This is a genomic window from Streptomyces sp. MCA2 (assembly GCF_023544705.1).
Lineage (GTDB): Bacteria > Actinomycetota > Actinomycetes > Streptomycetales > Streptomycetaceae > Streptomyces > Streptomyces decoyicus.
The window spans coordinates 89,502-105,692 of the sequence record NZ_JAMJFM010000024.1 but is presented as its reverse complement, the minus strand read 5'-3'; the positions used below and the strand labels follow the sequence as shown (position 1 = coordinate 105,692).

General features: G+C 68.4%; 16 protein-coding genes and 2 pseudogenes. 10 read left to right on the top strand and 8 right to left on the bottom strand.

What is annotated here, in order from left to right; translation table 11 throughout:
* Positions 1-6 precede the first annotated feature (6 nt).
* Positions 7-926, bottom strand: a pseudogene (locus tag M8I34_RS20990) (transposase family protein).
* 113 nt (positions 927-1,039) lie between these two features.
* Between M8I34_RS20990 and M8I34_RS20985 the strand changes: the two are divergent.
* The 4 genes and pseudogenes from M8I34_RS20985 to M8I34_RS20970 all read left to right on the top strand — a co-directional run bounded on the left by M8I34_RS20985 (position 1,040) and on the right by M8I34_RS20970 (position 3,009).
* Positions 1,040-1,435 (top strand): hypothetical protein, encoded by a 396-nt coding sequence (locus tag M8I34_RS20985; RefSeq protein ID WP_250051097.1) that lies wholly within the window; start codon positions 1,040-1,042, stop codon positions 1,433-1,435.
* A 52-nt stretch (positions 1,436-1,487) separates the two neighbouring features.
* Positions 1,488-1,745: a winged helix-turn-helix domain-containing protein gene (locus M8I34_RS20980; protein ID WP_374210955.1), complete on the top strand. Its 258-nt coding sequence runs from the start codon at positions 1,488-1,490 to the stop codon at positions 1,743-1,745.
* Positions 1,742-2,271 (top strand): annotated as a pseudogene (locus tag M8I34_RS20975) (transposase). Before M8I34_RS20980 ends, M8I34_RS20975 begins: the two are co-directional and overlap by 4 nt.
* 255 nt (positions 2,272-2,526) lie before the next feature.
* Complete coding sequence (locus M8I34_RS20970; protein ID WP_250051095.1) at positions 2,527-3,009, top strand: ricin-type beta-trefoil lectin domain protein; 483 nt, start codon at positions 2,527-2,529, stop codon at positions 3,007-3,009.
* 527 nt (positions 3,010-3,536) lie between these two features.
* Here M8I34_RS20970 and M8I34_RS20965 read toward each other — a convergent pair.
* Positions 3,537-4,280, bottom strand: coding sequence for an SDR family NAD(P)-dependent oxidoreductase (locus tag M8I34_RS20965; protein WP_250051093.1), 744 nt, complete (start codon positions 4,278-4,280; stop codon positions 3,537-3,539).
* Between the two features lie 135 nt (positions 4,281-4,415).
* Between M8I34_RS20965 and M8I34_RS20960 the strand changes: the two genes are divergently transcribed.
* The gene (locus M8I34_RS20960) at positions 4,416-5,009 is read left to right on the top strand and encodes a TetR/AcrR family transcriptional regulator (RefSeq protein WP_250051091.1); all 594 of its coding nucleotides are present in this window, start codon (positions 4,416-4,418) and stop codon (positions 5,007-5,009) included.
* Here the strand turns inward: M8I34_RS20960 and M8I34_RS20955 are convergent.
* The 4 genes from M8I34_RS20955 to M8I34_RS20940 form a co-directional block, all read right to left on the bottom strand.
* Complete coding sequence (locus M8I34_RS20955) at positions 4,904-5,611, bottom strand: beta-propeller fold lactonase family protein (RefSeq protein ID WP_250051089.1); 708 nt, start codon at positions 5,609-5,611, stop codon at positions 4,904-4,906. The genes M8I34_RS20960 and M8I34_RS20955 overlap by 106 nt on opposite strands.
* A 618-nt stretch (positions 5,612-6,229) precedes the next feature.
* Positions 6,230-6,715 (bottom strand): VOC family protein, encoded by a 486-nt coding sequence (locus M8I34_RS20950; protein ID WP_250051087.1) that lies wholly within the window; start codon positions 6,713-6,715, stop codon positions 6,230-6,232.
* 224 nt (positions 6,716-6,939) lie between these two features.
* On the bottom strand, positions 6,940-8,559 hold the full coding sequence (gene mdlC / locus M8I34_RS20945) for a benzoylformate decarboxylase (protein WP_250051086.1): 1,620 nt from the start codon (positions 8,557-8,559) through the stop codon (positions 6,940-6,942).
* Between the two features lie 653 nt (positions 8,560-9,212).
* Positions 9,213-10,298 carry a Gfo/Idh/MocA family protein gene (locus M8I34_RS20940; RefSeq protein WP_250051084.1) on the bottom strand — a complete coding sequence of 362 codons (1,086 nt, stop codon included), beginning with the start codon at positions 10,296-10,298 and terminating at the stop codon, positions 9,213-9,215.
* Positions 10,299-10,427: 129 nt separating this feature from the next.
* Between M8I34_RS20940 and M8I34_RS20935 the strand changes: the two genes are divergently transcribed.
* Both M8I34_RS20935 and M8I34_RS20930 read left to right on the top strand, forming a co-directional pair.
* A complete protein-coding gene (locus M8I34_RS20935) occupies positions 10,428-10,823 on the top strand; it encodes a winged helix-turn-helix transcriptional regulator (protein WP_374210954.1) in 396 nt (131 codons plus the stop codon).
* A gap of 728 nt (positions 10,824-11,551) precedes the next feature.
* On the top strand, positions 11,552-12,463 hold the full coding sequence (locus M8I34_RS20930; protein WP_250051081.1) for an alpha/beta fold hydrolase: 912 nt from the start codon (positions 11,552-11,554) through the stop codon (positions 12,461-12,463).
* Between the two features lie 266 nt (positions 12,464-12,729).
* Here M8I34_RS20930 and M8I34_RS20925 read toward each other — a convergent pair whose 3' ends face one another.
* Positions 12,730-13,680 (bottom strand): GlxA family transcriptional regulator, encoded by a 951-nt coding sequence (locus M8I34_RS20925; protein ID WP_250051079.1) that lies wholly within the window; start codon positions 13,678-13,680, stop codon positions 12,730-12,732.
* 71 nt (positions 13,681-13,751) lie between these two features.
* Between M8I34_RS20925 and M8I34_RS20920 the strand changes: the two genes are divergently transcribed.
* Positions 13,752-14,402, top strand: coding sequence for an HD domain-containing protein (locus M8I34_RS20920; protein ID WP_250051077.1), 651 nt, complete (start codon positions 13,752-13,754; stop codon positions 14,400-14,402).
* 127 nt (positions 14,403-14,529) lie between these two features.
* The gene (locus tag M8I34_RS41960; protein WP_374210953.1) at positions 14,530-14,691 is read left to right on the top strand and encodes a hypothetical protein; all 162 of its coding nucleotides are present in this window, start codon (positions 14,530-14,532) and stop codon (positions 14,689-14,691) included.
* A 168-nt stretch (positions 14,692-14,859) separates the two neighbouring features.
* On the opposite strand, the gene M8I34_RS20910 is transcribed toward M8I34_RS41960, so the two are convergent.
* Complete coding sequence (locus tag M8I34_RS20910; RefSeq protein WP_284050579.1) at positions 14,860-15,768, bottom strand: ALF repeat-containing protein; 909 nt, start codon at positions 15,766-15,768, stop codon at positions 14,860-14,862.
* On the opposite strand from M8I34_RS20910, the gene M8I34_RS20905 reads away from it, so the two are divergent.
* Complete coding sequence (locus tag M8I34_RS20905) at positions 15,746-16,120, top strand: SDR family NAD(P)-dependent oxidoreductase (RefSeq protein ID WP_250051075.1); 375 nt, start codon at positions 15,746-15,748, stop codon at positions 16,118-16,120. The genes M8I34_RS20910 and M8I34_RS20905 overlap by 23 nt on opposite strands.
* Positions 16,121-16,191: the final 71 nt, after the last annotated feature.

Genomic DNA, 16,191 nt, shown 5'->3' with positions numbered 1-16,191 from the left:
GGGTGATCACCGCTGTGTGGTGCGGTCGGAGACGAGTCCGGCGATCGCCAGGTGGGTCTGGTCGTGTACTCGCGGCGTCCGATGTATCGCTGGAGGGGCCGCCACTGCTTGTGCTCGGCGTTGGCGTGCTCGACGCAGATCCGCTCCGAGGACTGCTGCTTGCGGGCCTCCTCCCAAGCCTTGATCTCCATGGCGGGAGCGTCCCTGCCGGGCTTCTTCGGCGGTGCCTGGATCTGTTGGGGAAACCGCTTGGCCAGGCCCTGGTATCCGGCGTCGACCTTGGCCTTGACCCTGAGATACCGCTCGAACAGGTCGCCGATCCCCTCGGTGTTGATCGCCGTCTGATCGTGCATGCGGCCCGGCCGGAGCGCCCCCGTCCACAGGGTGCGGCCCTCGTGGTCGGTGATGACCGTGGCCTTCTTGGTGTTCTGCCGCATCTTGCCGGACACGAACGTCCGGCGTCCGGGCGTGCCGGCCTTCGGGCGCCGTACGCGCACCTCGGTGGCGTCCAGTCGCAGCTCAACGCCCTTCGCGTCGGCGTAGGCGAAGACGTCGGCCAGGGTGTGCAGGCGTAGACCCACCTCACCGGGAACGGCGAAGCCGCGCGCTGCGAGGAGCGGGCGGATCTCGTGGACGGCCCGGGTGATGGTGGACCGGTCGACGCTGTAGAAGACGGCGAGGGCAGCGTGCGGGAGCTGAAACCGCAGGATCGCCAAAGTGGCGATCACTCGATCGGTGAAGACCAGCCGATGGTCCGGTCCACCGCCCTCGGCCCGCAGGCGGTCGCGACCTCGGCGTTGACGCAGCCGGGAGTCCTGCTGGGCAGTCCACCCGGGCGCCAACTCTGCGATGAGCACGCCGAGTCGACGCCGCGAGAAGCCCGTGCAGATACGATGCGAGAGAGCCGTACGGGCCAGGTATTGCATCACGACAAGACCAACCCGAACGGCTCTCTTCACGTCACGGTCCAGCCGCCCCCACTCTCGCGCTTCACACCGTGAGGACTGCTGAACCTACCTGTCCCCCGGAGGACTCCGCCGTGCCCCGCTTCGAGCCATACGCGGAGACGCTGCTCGGCTTCCTGCTGTCGCGGCTCGACGAGGACGGGTTCGCCTCCCTCGTCGACCACGAGCCGAAGCGCATGCCGGCCTGGTATTTCGAGTCGGGCGGCGGGCGGGCGGAGTCGAGGATGGTGTTGTTCACGGGCTGCGTCACGTGCTCACGGATCGACCCGGGCTCGGAGTTCGCCAGTTACTTCCACATCAATGTGGAGCGGTGGCCCTGCCTGCATGTCCGGCGCCTGGCGCTGGTGTTCCGCGACGACCTGGACTATTGCCAGGAGTGGCGGCCGGAATGGGCCGTTCACGTGTCCGGGAGGCCGTTCTGCCAGGAGGACAGCGATCCGTGGCCGCCCGTGTGGCCTCCCGGCATGTGAGGGGCCCGTTTCTCGCGCGCGGCCGGGCAGCCACCTCGCCACTGACCCGTACGTGGTCCATGGCGTTGCCGCGCACCACGTCGTAAGGGCGTTGATCGCGCACACGCTGGGAATCGACTTGCCCGTCCGTGGAGTGTGGGAACTGCTGCGGCGTCATGGCTGGTCGTGCCAGCAGCCGGCGCGTCGGGCCGTCGAGCGTAACGAGGGGGCTGTCGCAGGCTGGATCAAGGAGACCTGGCCCTCGGCAAAGCAACGGCCGCGGCGCTCGGGGCCTGGCTCGTCTTCGAGGACGAGGCTGCTGTCTCGATGACGTCGCATCGCAGCCGCACCTGGGCGCCACGGGGCACACCCCGCAGGTCCGGTTCAACGGAGGCTCACGTGGTCGCATCACCATGGCCGCCCTGGCCTGCTACAAGACAGGCGAGCGCAGCCGGCTCATCTACCGCCCGCGCATCCAGGGCCATCACAAAGGCGACCACCGAGGCTTCACCTGGCAGGACTACCGCAACCTGATCGTGCGGGCCTACCACAAGCTCAACGGACCCGTCGTGGTGATCTGGGACAACCTCAATGTCCATCGCAGTGCGGCATTACGACAGTGGGCAGCCGGGCAGGACTGGCTCACCATCATCCAACTGCCCACCTATGCCCCCGACCTCAACCCAGTCGAGGGCATCTGGTCCCTGCTACGACGTGTCACCACGGCCAATGTCGTCTTCACCGACTGCGACGATCTCGTCCGTGCCGTCCGAAGCGGCATGCGCCGCATCCAACGCAGACCCCACCTCATCGACGGCTGCCTGACCGGCACCGGCCTACCACCCCTCCCGACATAACCCAAGCCCCACAACCTTCGGAAATGTCAGTAGGAACTATCCGATGCGGGTCACGTGAAGAGCCAGACAGCGGTCGCATCGTGCTGGCTGATGTGGGGCGGGATGGCAAATCGAAACCGACCCGACGTCATGCCACCTACGGGGTAGCTCACGTCGCCGTGGATAGCGTTCCTGGGTCCTCAGCGGGAGCCGGGACACCGACGACCCTGCTGGTAAGGCCCCTGCTCCCGCACGCCTTCCTGGAAGGAGAGCATCGTGCGCAGGGTTCTTCCCTTGGCTGTCAGTGCCGTCGTTCTCGCGCTCACGACCGTGTCCCCTGCCTCAGCCGCCGATCGGCAGGTACCCCCTGACAGCAGCAACGTGCAACTGCGAACCGATGGATTCCCCGAGGGGCAGTGCCTGGACAGCGATGGCTCCGGCAAGGTGTACAACAAGCCGTGCAGGCCCGACAACGAGTACCAGAAGTGGACTTGGTACTCACGTGGCGGGAACAACCTGATGCTCCGCAACGTCGCCGCCGGCAGGTGCCTGGACAGCAGCGCCGACGGCAGCACGTACACAAGCGAATGCGCGATCCAGAACCGCTACCAGCAGTGGACCTACCGGGAGGACAACGTCGGGAGGTATGAGTTCAAGGACATCGCCAGCGAGAGGTGCGTGCAGTACAACATCGACAACGATGTGTGGACTGACACGTGTTTCTCAAGGGGAAGCTGGTACATCGACGCCGTCTCGTAGAGCGAGCTCCGGGTAGGCCCTCGCCTGTATGGCTCGCCGGCCTTTTAGCCGCATTCGCTTGGCGTTCCCCTCCTCATCCTGCCTGGATGGGGAGGGGCGCTTCTTGCGTTTGAGCTAACGAACGGCGGCCTGCACGATGCGTGCCGGCCGCTTCAAGGGCAGTGCGTTATTGAGGCGCGTGCCAAGCCCCGCCGTACGAAAACCCGTCGCTGGCCCGGAACAACGAAGACCGGCAACGCCGTTGTCGCGCCAGGACCGCCTCCAGCGTTCCACTGAACGGACGCTCACTCGCAGGCCCTTCGCGATGACCGTAACTTCCGTGCGGACCGCGGCGCCCGGACATCGGCCCCAGGGCTTCGAACGATTCATCCGGGTTGAGTGTGGCGAATTCGGGGCTTGCGCCTGAGGCGACGTCCCGCCCAAGCGCCTCGGCTCAGAAGTGGCCGAGTTTCTCGGCGTTGGCGGCGTCGACGCTCAGGCCGTACATCATGTTGCTCATGAGGGTTGCCCTTTTGAGAGAGGCGGATTCAGATGGCGGTGCGGCCGCCGTCCACGGCGATGGTCGCGCCGGTGATGTAGCCGGCCTTCGGCGAGACGAGGAATGCAACGGCCTCGGCGATCTCGGCGGGCTCGGCGGCGCGCTTCATCGCGGTGGTCTCGGCGAGCGCGTCGAAGAGGTCGCGGGCCTCGGGCCGGGTGTAGACCGGGCCGGGGGCGACGGTGTTGAAGCGGACGCCCCGGCCGCTGTACTCGGCGGTCCAGGCTTGCGTCAGCGATGCCAGGGCGGCCTTGGTTGCGCCGTAGGCGGCGCCGGTGGCCAGGCCGAGGCTGCCGGCCATGCTGCCCATGTTGATCACTACGCCTGATCCCTTCGCCGCCATCGCCGGGGCGAACGCGGCGACGAGGAAGAACGCTGCGCGGACGTTGCTGGCGAACATCGCGTCGTACTCGGAGACCTTCATCTCCTCGGTCGGCGCCCAAATGGCTTGCCCGGCGTTGTTGACCAGGACGTCGACTTCGCCGATCTCGGCGGCGAGCCGGTCGATTCCGGCGGGGTCCTCAAGATCCGACTCGACGAACCGGGCCTCGCCGCCGGCCGCGGTTATCTCGTCGACGGTCTCGACGCCGCGCTGGGCGTTGCGGCCGGCCACGACGACAGACATTCCATCGGCGGCGAGCCGCTTGGCGACCGCCCGGCCGATGCCGGACGTGGCCCCGGTAACGAGGGCAGTAGTGGGGTGCAGGTCGAAGTTTTCGTGCTCCACAGACATGGGATGCACCTTCCAAATTTGTCATCCAGACCGGTCTGTCTGGAAACACCTCCAACCTAGACAGACCTGTCTGGATATGTCAACAGGAGGGTGCGACGATTCAAGACAGACAGACCTGTCTGCTACCATGCGGGTATGTCTGAGAAGGTGCTGTCACCGAAGGAACGCAGCGCGGCAGCGCGGGCGCGGCTGCTGGCCGCCGCCGGCGAGCTGTTCTACGCCGAGGGTGTCCAGTCGGTCGGGATCGACCGGGTCATCGAGCACGCCGGAGTCGCGAAAGCGACGCTGTACAGCGCATTCGGCAGCAAGGACGGCCTCGTCCGCGCCTACCTGCAGGCTCGGCACGCCGCGACCGCCGAGCGCATGGCACACGAACTCGAGACCCGTTACGACACCCCGAGGGAGCGCCTGGTCGGCGCGTTCGAGGTGCAGGGCCTGTCGTTCGTCGAGCCGGGATTCCGTGGCTGCGCGTTTATCAGCGCGAGTGCCGACGCTCTCCCCGGTGGTGTCGTCGAACAGACCGCGCAGGACTACCGCACCTGGCTGCACGAGCTGTTCTTCGGCCTCGCTCAGCAGGCAGGAGCCCAGGACGCGAAGTCACTCGCCCACCAACTGGTCCTGCTCTACGACGGCGCCGGGATCAGCGCCTGGCTGGACCGCGACCCCAGCGCCGAGACAGCGGCCCGCACCGTAGCCGCCGCCCTGGTCGATGTCGCCATCCCAAACTGAACCAGCCCTGGCCCTTCGCCGACCGGCACGGCAGTCGCCTTGCGGGTGCGGGTTCCGACGGCCAGGACACGTGCTGCCACCTCATCGGCGACGTAGGCCGACTTGCCGTCCGGGGTGACGGCGACGCCCACAGGGGAGCGCCCCGCGGCGAGGTTCCCCGTGACCTTGCGTGTACGGGTGTTGATGACCGACAGGCTGCCCGACCCGGAATTGGCCACGTAGGCTGTACTGCCGTCACGGCTGAAGGCCACGCTCACCGGGGACTTACCGACCGGGATGCGTGTGGCCACCCGGTTGGTTCCGGTGTCGATCACCGACACGGTGTTCGAGCCCCCGTTGGCGACATAGAGGGATCTGCCATCGGGGCTGAGGCCGACACCCGTGGGGCCCTTCCCCACCGGCACGGTCGTGGTGATCTTGTTGGTACGGGCGTCGAGCACCGACACCTGGGCCGAACCGTTGTTGGCGATGTATACGTGCCTGCCGCCCGGGGCAACCGCGACACCTTCGGGTGCCTTGCCGGCTTTCACGGTCGCGAGGACCTTGTAGCTGCGGGCGTCGATCACCGAGAGGGTGTTGTCCTGCTGGTTGGTGACATACACACGGCCGCCGGATCCGGAGCCGGGTCCCACCGGCGCGGGTGTCGCAGCGGCGGCATGCGTGTCGGCCGACCCGGCGCTCGTACATGAGGTCAGCAAGATCCCGACGACCGCCGCGAAGGCGGGCCGGAGCGTCCTGGGGGTCGTCGGCAGCCATTACTGGCCCTGGCCCGCAGGGCAGACAACATCTCGCCTCCTGTGTGCATCGCAAGGTTCGGTCCGAAACCGGGCGTCAGATCGTCGAAGGCCGCCCGGCGCAGGGGGCGGGATCCCGCTCCATGCGACGGCGTTGAGGTTGTCGGCGAGGAAGATGTCGGTTCCGCCGAGGGGCTTCTCCCGCGATTCGTCTGCACGTCCTCGGGAGTGCCGTACAGGGACATGTGACCGGTCACGAGGGTCTCGAAGTCGTACTCCAGCAGGTGATCCATGGCCTCGAAGTACGCGGGCCCTGCTACCCCGTGCTGCACCGTTCCAAAGGTGTCTGTCCACCACTACTCCCCCTGCGCACCACGCAGTGACCACCGGCTGCCTCGTCGGTGCCGCCGAGGTTCCTTCGGTCACCCAGCCTCGTGCGCTTGTGGAGACTGACCTGAGTCGGTCGGCAACCTCTGGTCGGGCCGCCTACGGCGCGGGGGGCCGCACCTGCTCGGCGCTTTCCTGCGGGTCCACCATGCGCATGACCTCGCCGGGCTCGCCCGAGGTGTGTTCCTCGATGGTGTAGAAACGCACCTCGTGACCGTCGGGGTCATGCAGCTGCGGCAGCACCCATCCGCGCAGGCCGCGCCAGACGCCGCCGTGCGGCTGGTCAAGGGCTTCCAGGCGAGCGGCGAGCGCCTCGATCGCGGCGCTGTCGGGCACCGCGATCGCGAAGTAGTCGAAGCCGGCGGCGGCCTCGGCCCGGTCCGGGGCGAGTCGCAGCGCCAGGTCCGGTCCGCCGGCCGGGTGGCTCAGCACAATCTCTATCAACGCCCCCTGCTCGACGAACTCGGCTGCCCGCCGGTAGCCGAGCGTGCGCCCGTACCACGTCTCGGAGCGGGCGAGATCGCGTACCGGCAGCTTCAGGTGGTGGACGCCGACGAGGCTCGGGATGTCAGCTTCCACGTTCATGGCTCACCTCAGAGCGCGTTTGGCTCGGCACTCAGAGGCCGAGGCTGATCCGTGACCAGTTTGCCCTTCTCGCCCAGCTGCCGCACCCGCTGGCAGCCTGCCCCGGTGGTTGAGGGTGACGACGGGTGCGTTCACCGGCGTCCCGACCGGGCCCTCCGCGCGGCCCGGCAGCGACGGAGGGGCGGTGGGACACTCGTCGACCGTCTCGGCCGGGCTGGGCGGGCTCAGGTCAGGCGGGGGGCGACCTTCTTGACCTTGTTCGTCCGGACGTTGATGAGGGTCGGGCGGTCCCGGTCGTTGACTCCGGCGCGGAGCATCTCGGCGACCTGGTCGGTGTCGTTGGCTTCGTGCGCGTCGATGCCGTAACTCGCGGCAGTGGCCGAGATGTTCAGCTCGGGCAGGTCGAGTCCGGGGATGCCGAGGGCGCTCTCGATGTCGGCGAACTGCTTGAGGACGCCGTATTCGTCGTTGGAGGAGACGACGATCGTCAGTGGGATCTTGTAGTGGGCGGCGGTCCACAGGGACGTGATCGCGTAGTGCATCGACCCGTCGCCCATGAGGGCGATCACCGGGCGGTCCGGGGCGCCGAGTTGGGCGCCGACAGCGGCGGGCAGCCCGAATCCGAGGCCCGCGCCGACAGCGGACATGTGGGAGAGGGCGGCGCCGGGCCGTACGTATTCCGTGATCGGGACCTCGTTGGAACCAGCCTCGCTCACGAACAGGGCGTCCGCCGGGGCGGCGTGGCCGACGGCCGTCCACAGGTCCGCGGCCTGCATCGGGGCTTCAGCCCGTTCCGGGCGCGGTACGTCGGGCCGGGCCTGGGGGGCCGTGCGCGAGGATTCGGAAGTTTCGCCCAGCAGAGCTTCCACCGCGGCTCGGACGTCCGCCACGTAGGCGTCGCCGACGGGTGCGCGGGCGGCTTCATCCGGGTCGCTGGTGATGTGGATGAGCGAGGTGCCCTCGGGCAGATACGGGCCGGGGATGTAGGGGTAGTAGCGGAAGGCCGGGCCGCCCAGGACCACGACGAGGTCGTGACCCTTCAGCTCTTCGGAGATCCAGCCGGCGCCGGGCGGGAGCAGGCCCTGGTACAGAGGGTGGTTCTCCGGGAACCCGGACAGCCCCGGGAGCGGCGAAGTCCACACGGCGGCTTTGCTGCGTTCGGCCAGCTTCACGACGAGGTCCCAGGCTCCGGCGTGCTCCAGGTCGCCGTGGACGACGAAGGCGGGCGACTTCGCGGCGGAGAGCCGGCCGGCGATCTTCTTCGCCAGGTCCTTGCGGAACCCTCCGGCGTGGGTGACCTCGCGGTCCCGGATCGCCTCGATCTCCGCGGTCTGGGCGTCGTTGAGTTCGTAGGCCATGTCGTCCATCGGCAGGGAGACGAAGACCGGCCCGGTGGGCGGGGACGTCGCGATGTGGAGGGCGCGGGCGAGGACCGCGGGTACCTCGCTCGCGATGGCCGGCTCGGCGGACCATTTGACGAACGGACGCGGGACCAGGACGGCGTCCTCGTTGGTCAGGAGGGTCTTCTGATTCTGCATGGCACGACGCTGATTGCCCGCGGTGACGATGAGCGGCGTCTTGTTCAGGTAGGCGTTGTACAGGGCGCCGATGGCGTTGCCGAGGCCGGGCGCGGTGTGCAGGTTGACCAGAGCGGGACGTCCGGTGACCTGCGCGAAGCCGTCGGCCATGCCGACCGGCACCATTTCTTGCAGACCCAGGAGATAGCGGAAGTCGCTGGGGAATTCGTCCAGCAGGGTCAGTTCGGTGGAGCCGGGATTGCCGAACCATGTGTTCAGCCCGTGCTGCCTGAGCAGATCGATGGTGGCTTGACGGACAGTCGGCACAGCATGTCCCTTCGTCGCGCACTTGCGTCGTCGTTCCATTGACCGGTCGGCGATACCCCTGGTAGTCCGAACCGGCTGTCGGTCCGAATGCAGAGTCGGTAGTCGGCATTGACGCCGACCGCCAGGCATTATTCGCGAGTTTAGCAACGCAAGAGAGAAATACGGCGTTGTCGCTTGTGTGCTATCCGGTATTTGCGGGTGGGCGGAAAGGGGGTGGCGTGGTGGGTGGGTTGGTGGGTGGCGTGGTGGAATCGCCCAGGCCCGAGCGATTCCACCAATATCCTCGTCCAGGCATAAACGTTCACGTCCCGCCGTGTCCGGTTCCCCCGTCGCCGGTTGCGCTGCTCGCAGGCGTCGCGGGCCACCAGCACTCCCCATGGTCGATCTGGCCCTGAGCAGGGAGATCCTGGCTCCGCCAGCGGCCGTTTGGTGGCGTGTGCGGGGAGCGCCGCTCCGTCTGCCATCGCCGCAGGCAGAACCGAGCAGACGTGGTGCCCGGCATCCGGGTCGTTCGTACCGTGGCGCGCTCCACCTGGACGTCAGGGACCATGCCCGCTCCACGGTGTGTGGGTCGACGGCACACGGGAGGGCTGGGGAGGGGGCGGGTGCCATGGCGCGACGGTCGCGTACCGAACATCCTTGTGCGACGGCCGTCAGCGGCGGGCAGCGGCTTCAATGTCCGTGATCAGCTGGTGCATGCGCAGTGCGTGAGCGAAGTCCGGAACCTCATGGGTGCCCTTGGTCAGGTCCTCGGCGAGAGCCGCGTACACGGCAGCGACGTTGCGGGCGGGCCCGGCCGGGACGGCGGCCAGATCGGTGGTCTGCCGGGCGGGCACTGCCAGTGGGCCGACCTGTGTCGCGGTCCCGTGGCCCCCACCGAGGGTCAGCTCAGTGCTCTGGATGTTGCCGTCGGCGGACGGACTGGTCAGCAGGAGATCGCCGGAGGTGCCGTTGATCTCCCAGCGCAGGCCCCCCGCGCGGGAGCGGCCGCCGCGGTAAAATACCGACGCGACGGCACCCGATTGCAATGCTGCGGATACCGCGACCTGGTCGGGTGCGGTCACCGGCACGGTCGTGTTCTCCTCAGCGATCAGGACCTCTCGGCGTCCGACCGCGAGTGTGGCGGTGACGCGGTCGATGTCGCCCAGGACGTAGGTGAGCGCGTCCAGAGCGTGCGCGGTGGATACCGACAGTGTGGTGACGCCGTTGGTGACGTCGAACAGATAGGCGTGCCGGCGATCGGTCACCGCGTCCCAGCCGCCCGCGGACCCGCTTAGGGTGGTCGCCAGCACCCGGCCGAGGTAGCCCTCGGCGACCAGCTCATGCAGGTGCCGCACAGCCGGGGCGAATCTGGCCTGCAATCCGATGACGGTCCGCACGCCGGCTGCGTCGGCCAGCTCAGCCAGGTGCGTGGCCTCCTCGACGTTCACACCGAGCGGCCATTCGCTGTAGACCATCTTCCCGGCGGCGAGCGCCTGCTCCACGAGGTCATGGTGCTGAGGCACCTTCACCACCACCACCACGAGATCGACTCCGGGGTGGTCGATCAAGGCCCGGGGGTCGTCGAACGCGTCGACGCCGAACGCCGCCGCGGCGGCGTCCGCCGAGGCACGCCGGCTGGTGGCCACAGCGCGCAACCGGTAGTCGGGCACGGCCCGCAACGCAGGAATGTGCGCGTTCACCGCCCAGCTCGCCTTGCTCGGACTGGCGCCGATGATCCCCACTCCGATCTCTTTCACGTCCACTCCCTTACTGGTATCCCATGCGCAGCCTGGTATTTGATGTATACCAGCACTACGATCATTGGACCGGTCGGCGAATCCGGCAAGAAGGCAGTTCGAAGTGCCCTGGTATCACCCGAGGAACCGGTGAGAGCAACCATGGACGAGTCCGGGAACTGGCACACGGCCGCAGAGCGGGCGGCCTTCGTGCGCGACATCCTCGACCGCATCGGCGACAAGTGGTCCGTCATCGTCATCTGCCGCCTCGGGAAGGGTCCCCATCGATTCAACGAGTTGCGCCGGGCCAGCGACGGAATCACCCAGCGCATGCTCAGTTCCACCCTGCGCGCCCTGGAACGCGACGGCATCGTCACCCGTACGGTCCACCCCACCGTGCCGCCCCGCGTCGAATACGCCCTCACCGAGACCGGCCACACCCTGCTCGACGTCGTGAAAGCCCTCGCCCACTGGACCGACCAGCACGTGGACGTGATCCGTGCCGCCCGCGCGGACTACGACCAACGGACGCACACCACCGACTGACGTAGGCACGATCGGGCTCGTGCCCCCAGCGTGCCCGATCAAGCGGCGACGGACGAACACAGGGGCATGCCGGCGAGCGTCGCGGGAACGCGCAGGTCAACGTCTCGCCAGGTCAGCACCCATCCACCTACGCGATCTCCCAAACTGGTGCAGCAGGTCGTGGACTCCTCGAGGCCAATCCGTCGACGAAGCCGCCTGGACGAGAACGGCGTTCCTTGCTTCCGGGTTGGTTCTCGCGATGTGCTCACCCCTTCTTTCGGTTCTTGGTCATGCGACCGGGGTTTGCGTAACTGTTCGGAAGCGACGGCCCATCAAGGAAAATGCCGTGACCGGCGCCTGGGGGAAGGCGCGCATGGGCCCGAGCGGGATAGACCTTCATGAAGATCGCGGGGCCGACTAGACCGGCGACATGGGCAGTCACGGGAATTGCCAAGTTCACACAGCGGCACGGTCTCTGCGACGGAAAGCCAGTCAAGCCAGTGCTTGGAAGGTCGCCGGAGTACACAGCTCACGACATAGGTTGGGAAACCCGTGGACTCCGGAATTCACTCCCGTGGCCCACATTTATGGCTCTGTTGGAGCGCGCGGCCGCGCCTGCCGGTGCGGATGGGTGAACACTGAGTTTCCGTAAGTCTCACGAAGAAGGCGAGATGGACATGGCGGCATTTCCGGTTCGCGGCTCACGTCGCCGAATACGTCGCACACACGTCATCGCGGCCGGATGCGCCATGGCCCTGTGCACGACCGTGGCAGCCCCCGCCGCGGCGGACGGCGGCACGACCACGACTACGACCAAACCCACCATCGTGCTGGTGCACGGGGCGTTCGCGGACGCCTCCAGCTGGAACGGGGTCGTCGAGCGGCTCCAACGCCGTGGCTACACCGTCATCGCCCCCGCCAACCCGCTGCGCGGGCTGTACAGCGACTCCACCTACATCGCCTCCGTACTGGACAGCATCAAGGGCCCGGTCGTGCTGGTAGGGCACTCCTACGGCGGCTCCCTGATCAGCTCGGCCGCCGCGGGCAACCCCCAAGTGAAGTCCCTGGTGTACGTATCGGCACTGATGCCCGACGTGGGCGAGAACGGCATGTCCCTGGCCGCCAGGTTCCCCAGCGAACTCGACACCGCCACGAAGTCCGTCCCCTACCGCGCCGGCGACGGCCTCAACGGGACCGACCTCTACCTCAAGCCCGACCGGCTCCACCAGGTCTTCGCCGCCGACCTGCCGGAGAGCACCACGAGGGTCATGGCGGTGACCCAACGGCCCGCGGCGACGACCGCCTTCTCGGAGAAGGCCAAGGTCGCCGCCTGGAAACACATCCCCTCGTGGTTCCTCGTCGCGAAACAGGACAAGACCATCAACCCCGACCAGGAACGCTTCGAGGCGAAGCGCGCGGGTTCACACACGGTGGAGATCGACTCCTCCCATGTGGCCATGATCTCCCACCCCGAAGCGGTCACCGACCTCGTCCTCCAAGCCGCCACAGCGGCCGATTCCGCCCGGCCCGGACTGGCCGCCACAGGGTCCACCCACGACGCCCAGGCCAAGACCACACTCACCGGCATCGCCGCCGCCTCACTGATCGCCGGCGCCGGAACCGTCCTCCTGGGCCGCCGGCTGAGGCGCCCCGCACCCTGACGGCGCTCCAGGGCGGCGTCCCCTCCGGCGCCACCTGCGACGTAAGAGGCGTACGGCCGGCTTCACGACCCACACTTCGCGTGGCGCGAACTGGTGGAGCGCTACATCGCCGGCCTCCCTGGGCCATGTGCATCCGCAGGTGTTCATGGAGAACCTTCTGGGCTCCAACACGCATGCGGGTGAGGATTACTACCTGTCCGCCGATCTCCTCAACGGCGCCGAGGTGGCCGCCCATAGCGGTCGTGGCCGATGCGCCCTGGCGCCCGTCAGCCGACGAACGTCTCACGGTAGACACTAGGCGGGACTCCGACGTGCGCCTTGAACAGGTTCCGGAAGTTGGCCGGGGTGCCCAGGCCGCAGTGGCGCGCGACGGCTTCGACCGTGAGGTCGCCGGATTCGAGGAGTTCGCGTGCGCGGGCAAGCCGGGCATCGAGCAGCCACCGCATGGGCGGCAGGCCGGTGTCGGTGTGGAAGCGGCGGATCAGGGTCCGGCGGGACATGCCGGCCCGGCGTGCCAACTGGTCGACGGTAAGCGGCTGGTGCAGGTTGCGCAGGGCCCAGTCGTACAGCGCAGGGGTGTCGGACGGCTCGGGTCGCACCGGCAGGTCGATGAACGGGGCCTGGCCGCCGTTGCGGTGCGGGGCGGCCACCAGCAGGCGGGCCCGCTGGTTCGCCAGGCGGGGGCCGTGGTCGCGGCGGATGAGGTGGAGGCACAGGTCCAGGCCGGAGGACACGCCGCCTGAAGTGAGCACCTGGCCCTCATCGATGTACAGATCCTCTGGCACGACCATCACCCGGGGGTACCGCCGGGCCAGCGCCTGCGCGTACAGCCAGTGCGTCGTGGCCCGGCGGCCGTCGAGCAGACCGGCGGCGGCGAGGGCGAACGCGCCGGTGCAGATGGACGCCATGCGGGTGCCGCGGGCAGCCGCCCCCGCCAGTGCGGCGGTCACCTCGGCCCCAGGCACGTCCGGCTCCAGGTAGCCCGGGACGATCACGGTGTCGGCGGATGCCAAGCAGTCCAGACCGCGCGCGACGGACAGCGGAGGGCCGCCGTGCATCGGGACGGGGCCGGGCTGTTCGGCGCAGACCGTGAGCGTGTACGGGCCGTCCCGCCAGCTCCCGAAGACCTGCATCGGAATCCCGATGTCCAGCGCGAGGACGTTCTCGAGAGCCACCACGACCACGTGGTGTGCCCCGCCTGATACCCGACCCGTCATGGCACGATTCTATCGCCTCATGACATGAGTGCCACTCACGGTTGGGTCCGATACGCGCCTACGGTCGCCTCATGGACACTGAAGCCTGCCTCCTGCCGGCACTCCCGGACACTCCCGTCGCCCGCGCCGCCGTCGAGCTCGTTCGCTCGCGCGAGAGCGCGCCCGTCGCCAACCACAGCTTCCGCAGCTACGTGTTCGCCGCGCTGCTGGCCGAACACGAAGGGCTGAAGCCCGGCATCGACTTCGACGCCGAACTGCTCTTCCACGCCTGCGTCCTGCACGACCTCGGGGCCTCGCCGTCGGCCCCGGGCCAGGCGCGCTTCGAGGTCGAAGGCGCCGACATGGCCGCACGGTTCCTGACCGAGCACGGCTATGGCGCCGATAAGACCGACCCGGTGTGGGAGGCAATCGCCCTGCACACCGCGGACGGCATCGCCGAACGCCGTGGCGTGCTGGCCTACCTCACCCGCCGGGGCATCGGAGTCGACATCGGCTTCGGAACCGAGTACGTCACCGACGCCCAGGGCGACATGCTCCACAGCCGCTACCCGCGACTGGACATGGCCACCGTGCTGGTCGACGACGTCGTGCGGCAGGCCGCCCGCTCCCCGCAAGCCGGCGCCCACTACACCGTCCCAGGCGAACTCCTCCGCGAACGAGGCGAACCCGGCGCGGTGACCGCCCTCGAACTCGCGGCGCGGGCTTCCCGCTGGGGCTCCTGACGCCGACACCGCGTGGCCGGGTCCGGGCACCCTGAGGGGCTGCTGCCCCTCAAGTCTGCGGCCTACCGGTCGAGATCCTGGGCCGGCTCCGCTCCGACCGCGTGATGCTCAAGCCCGTTCCGGAGCCGTGGATTTGCCCCCGCAGGGCGGACACCCACCCAAGCACGGCGGCGAGTTCGTCTTCGGCCGCCCCGAGATCCGGGGCGACCCGGACGCGGTCACCGTCACGAACACCGACCGCTACGAGACCGCGATGGCGCAGGCATGGGCCGACCGCATCCCCGGCTGACCCGCCGGGCCGCGTAGGGCGATCACCAGGGCCCGTTGCCCATCATCGAGGGCACCGTAATCCGGTTGACGGTCGAGAAGCTGTCCAGCGGCGCCGGGGCCGAGGACGTTGATCGGTGCTGGCAGGCGTTCCTCCGCCGCTTCAACATGGAGCACACCTTCCGGCTCCTCAAGCAGACTCTCGGCTGGATTCGCCCGAAGCTCCGGGACTCGGCGTCGGCTGACCGCTGGATCTCCGACTACCACCAGCAGCTGGCCATGTCGACGGCGATGCCACGATCTGATGGACCATCAGAAGAGTCAGCAAGAACCCTGCCAGAGCAGGTTGCACTGTCTGCGCGTCGTCGGCGGCATTCGTGGCGGCGTCGGCCGCTGCGGTGGACTCCTTGGCGGCGTCCACCGCATGGCCTGCCTCGTCCGCGGCCTTGTCCGCCGCCTTGGCTGCGGCCTCGGCATGCGCGGCGGCATCATTGGCGGCGTTGCGCGACTGCCTTGCTGCGGCGGCGGCCTGACGGGCATTGGACTGCGCTGCCTCGGCTGCACGCGTCGCCTGCCCGGCCAGCTGCCGAGCCCGGGCCGCCGCAGCCTCTGCCTCGTCAGACTTCGCACCGGCCTCACCGGCCCAGCGACCCGCCTCGGCAGCAGCCGTCGCAGCCGCAGCCGCATTGGCACCCGCACTGGCCGCGGCCCCGGCTGCCTTCTCCGCCTTGGCCGGCTCCTCCTTTGCCTCGCCTGTCAGCTCCTTCGCCTCCTTCTGCGCCCGGTCGGCGAGCGCGGCCAACTGCGTGACGGTAAGGGCCTCCTGATCCCGCGCGGCAGCGACCTGCCATCCCTCGTCCAGGAACTCCCGCACGTCCTCGGGAGACCCATCCAAAGCCTGTTGCGCGACCTTCTTCACATTCGGGCCACCCGCAGCCATCAACTGGGCGACCTGGACACGGTTGTCCTCCTCGCGTGCCCGGAACTGCCCCGCCTCGATGAACCGGCGCCAATCGTCGGCGGAGCCGTTCAACGCCCGCGGCACCCTCTTCAGCGCCCAGAAAGCGCTGCCCTTGATGGACGACGGCGGATCGATCATCCTCGTCGCATCGATTGCCGCCTACACCGGCCTCGACGGGTATAGCACCTACAGCGCCACCAAAGCCGCCGTTCGCTCCTACGCCCGCACCTGGACCAAAGAGCTCAAGGACCACGGTATCCGGGTCAACGCCCTCAGCCCCGGCCCGATCGACACCCCGATCATGGACAGCCAAGCAGACTGGAAGGAAGGCGCGGACGCCATCAGGGCAGCCTTCGCATCCGTCATCCCCCTCGGACGTATGGGACGCCCGGAGGAAGTCGCCGCGGCCGCCCTCTTCCTCGCCTCCGATGAGAGCAGTTTCTGTGCAGGCATGGACTTGAGCGTCGACGGCGGCATGGCTCAAGTCTGAGGCTGGAGTCCCTCGGACCGGGAATCTTGGCTCCTCCATGACTTCAATGGGATCGCCCCGGAACGGCGGTC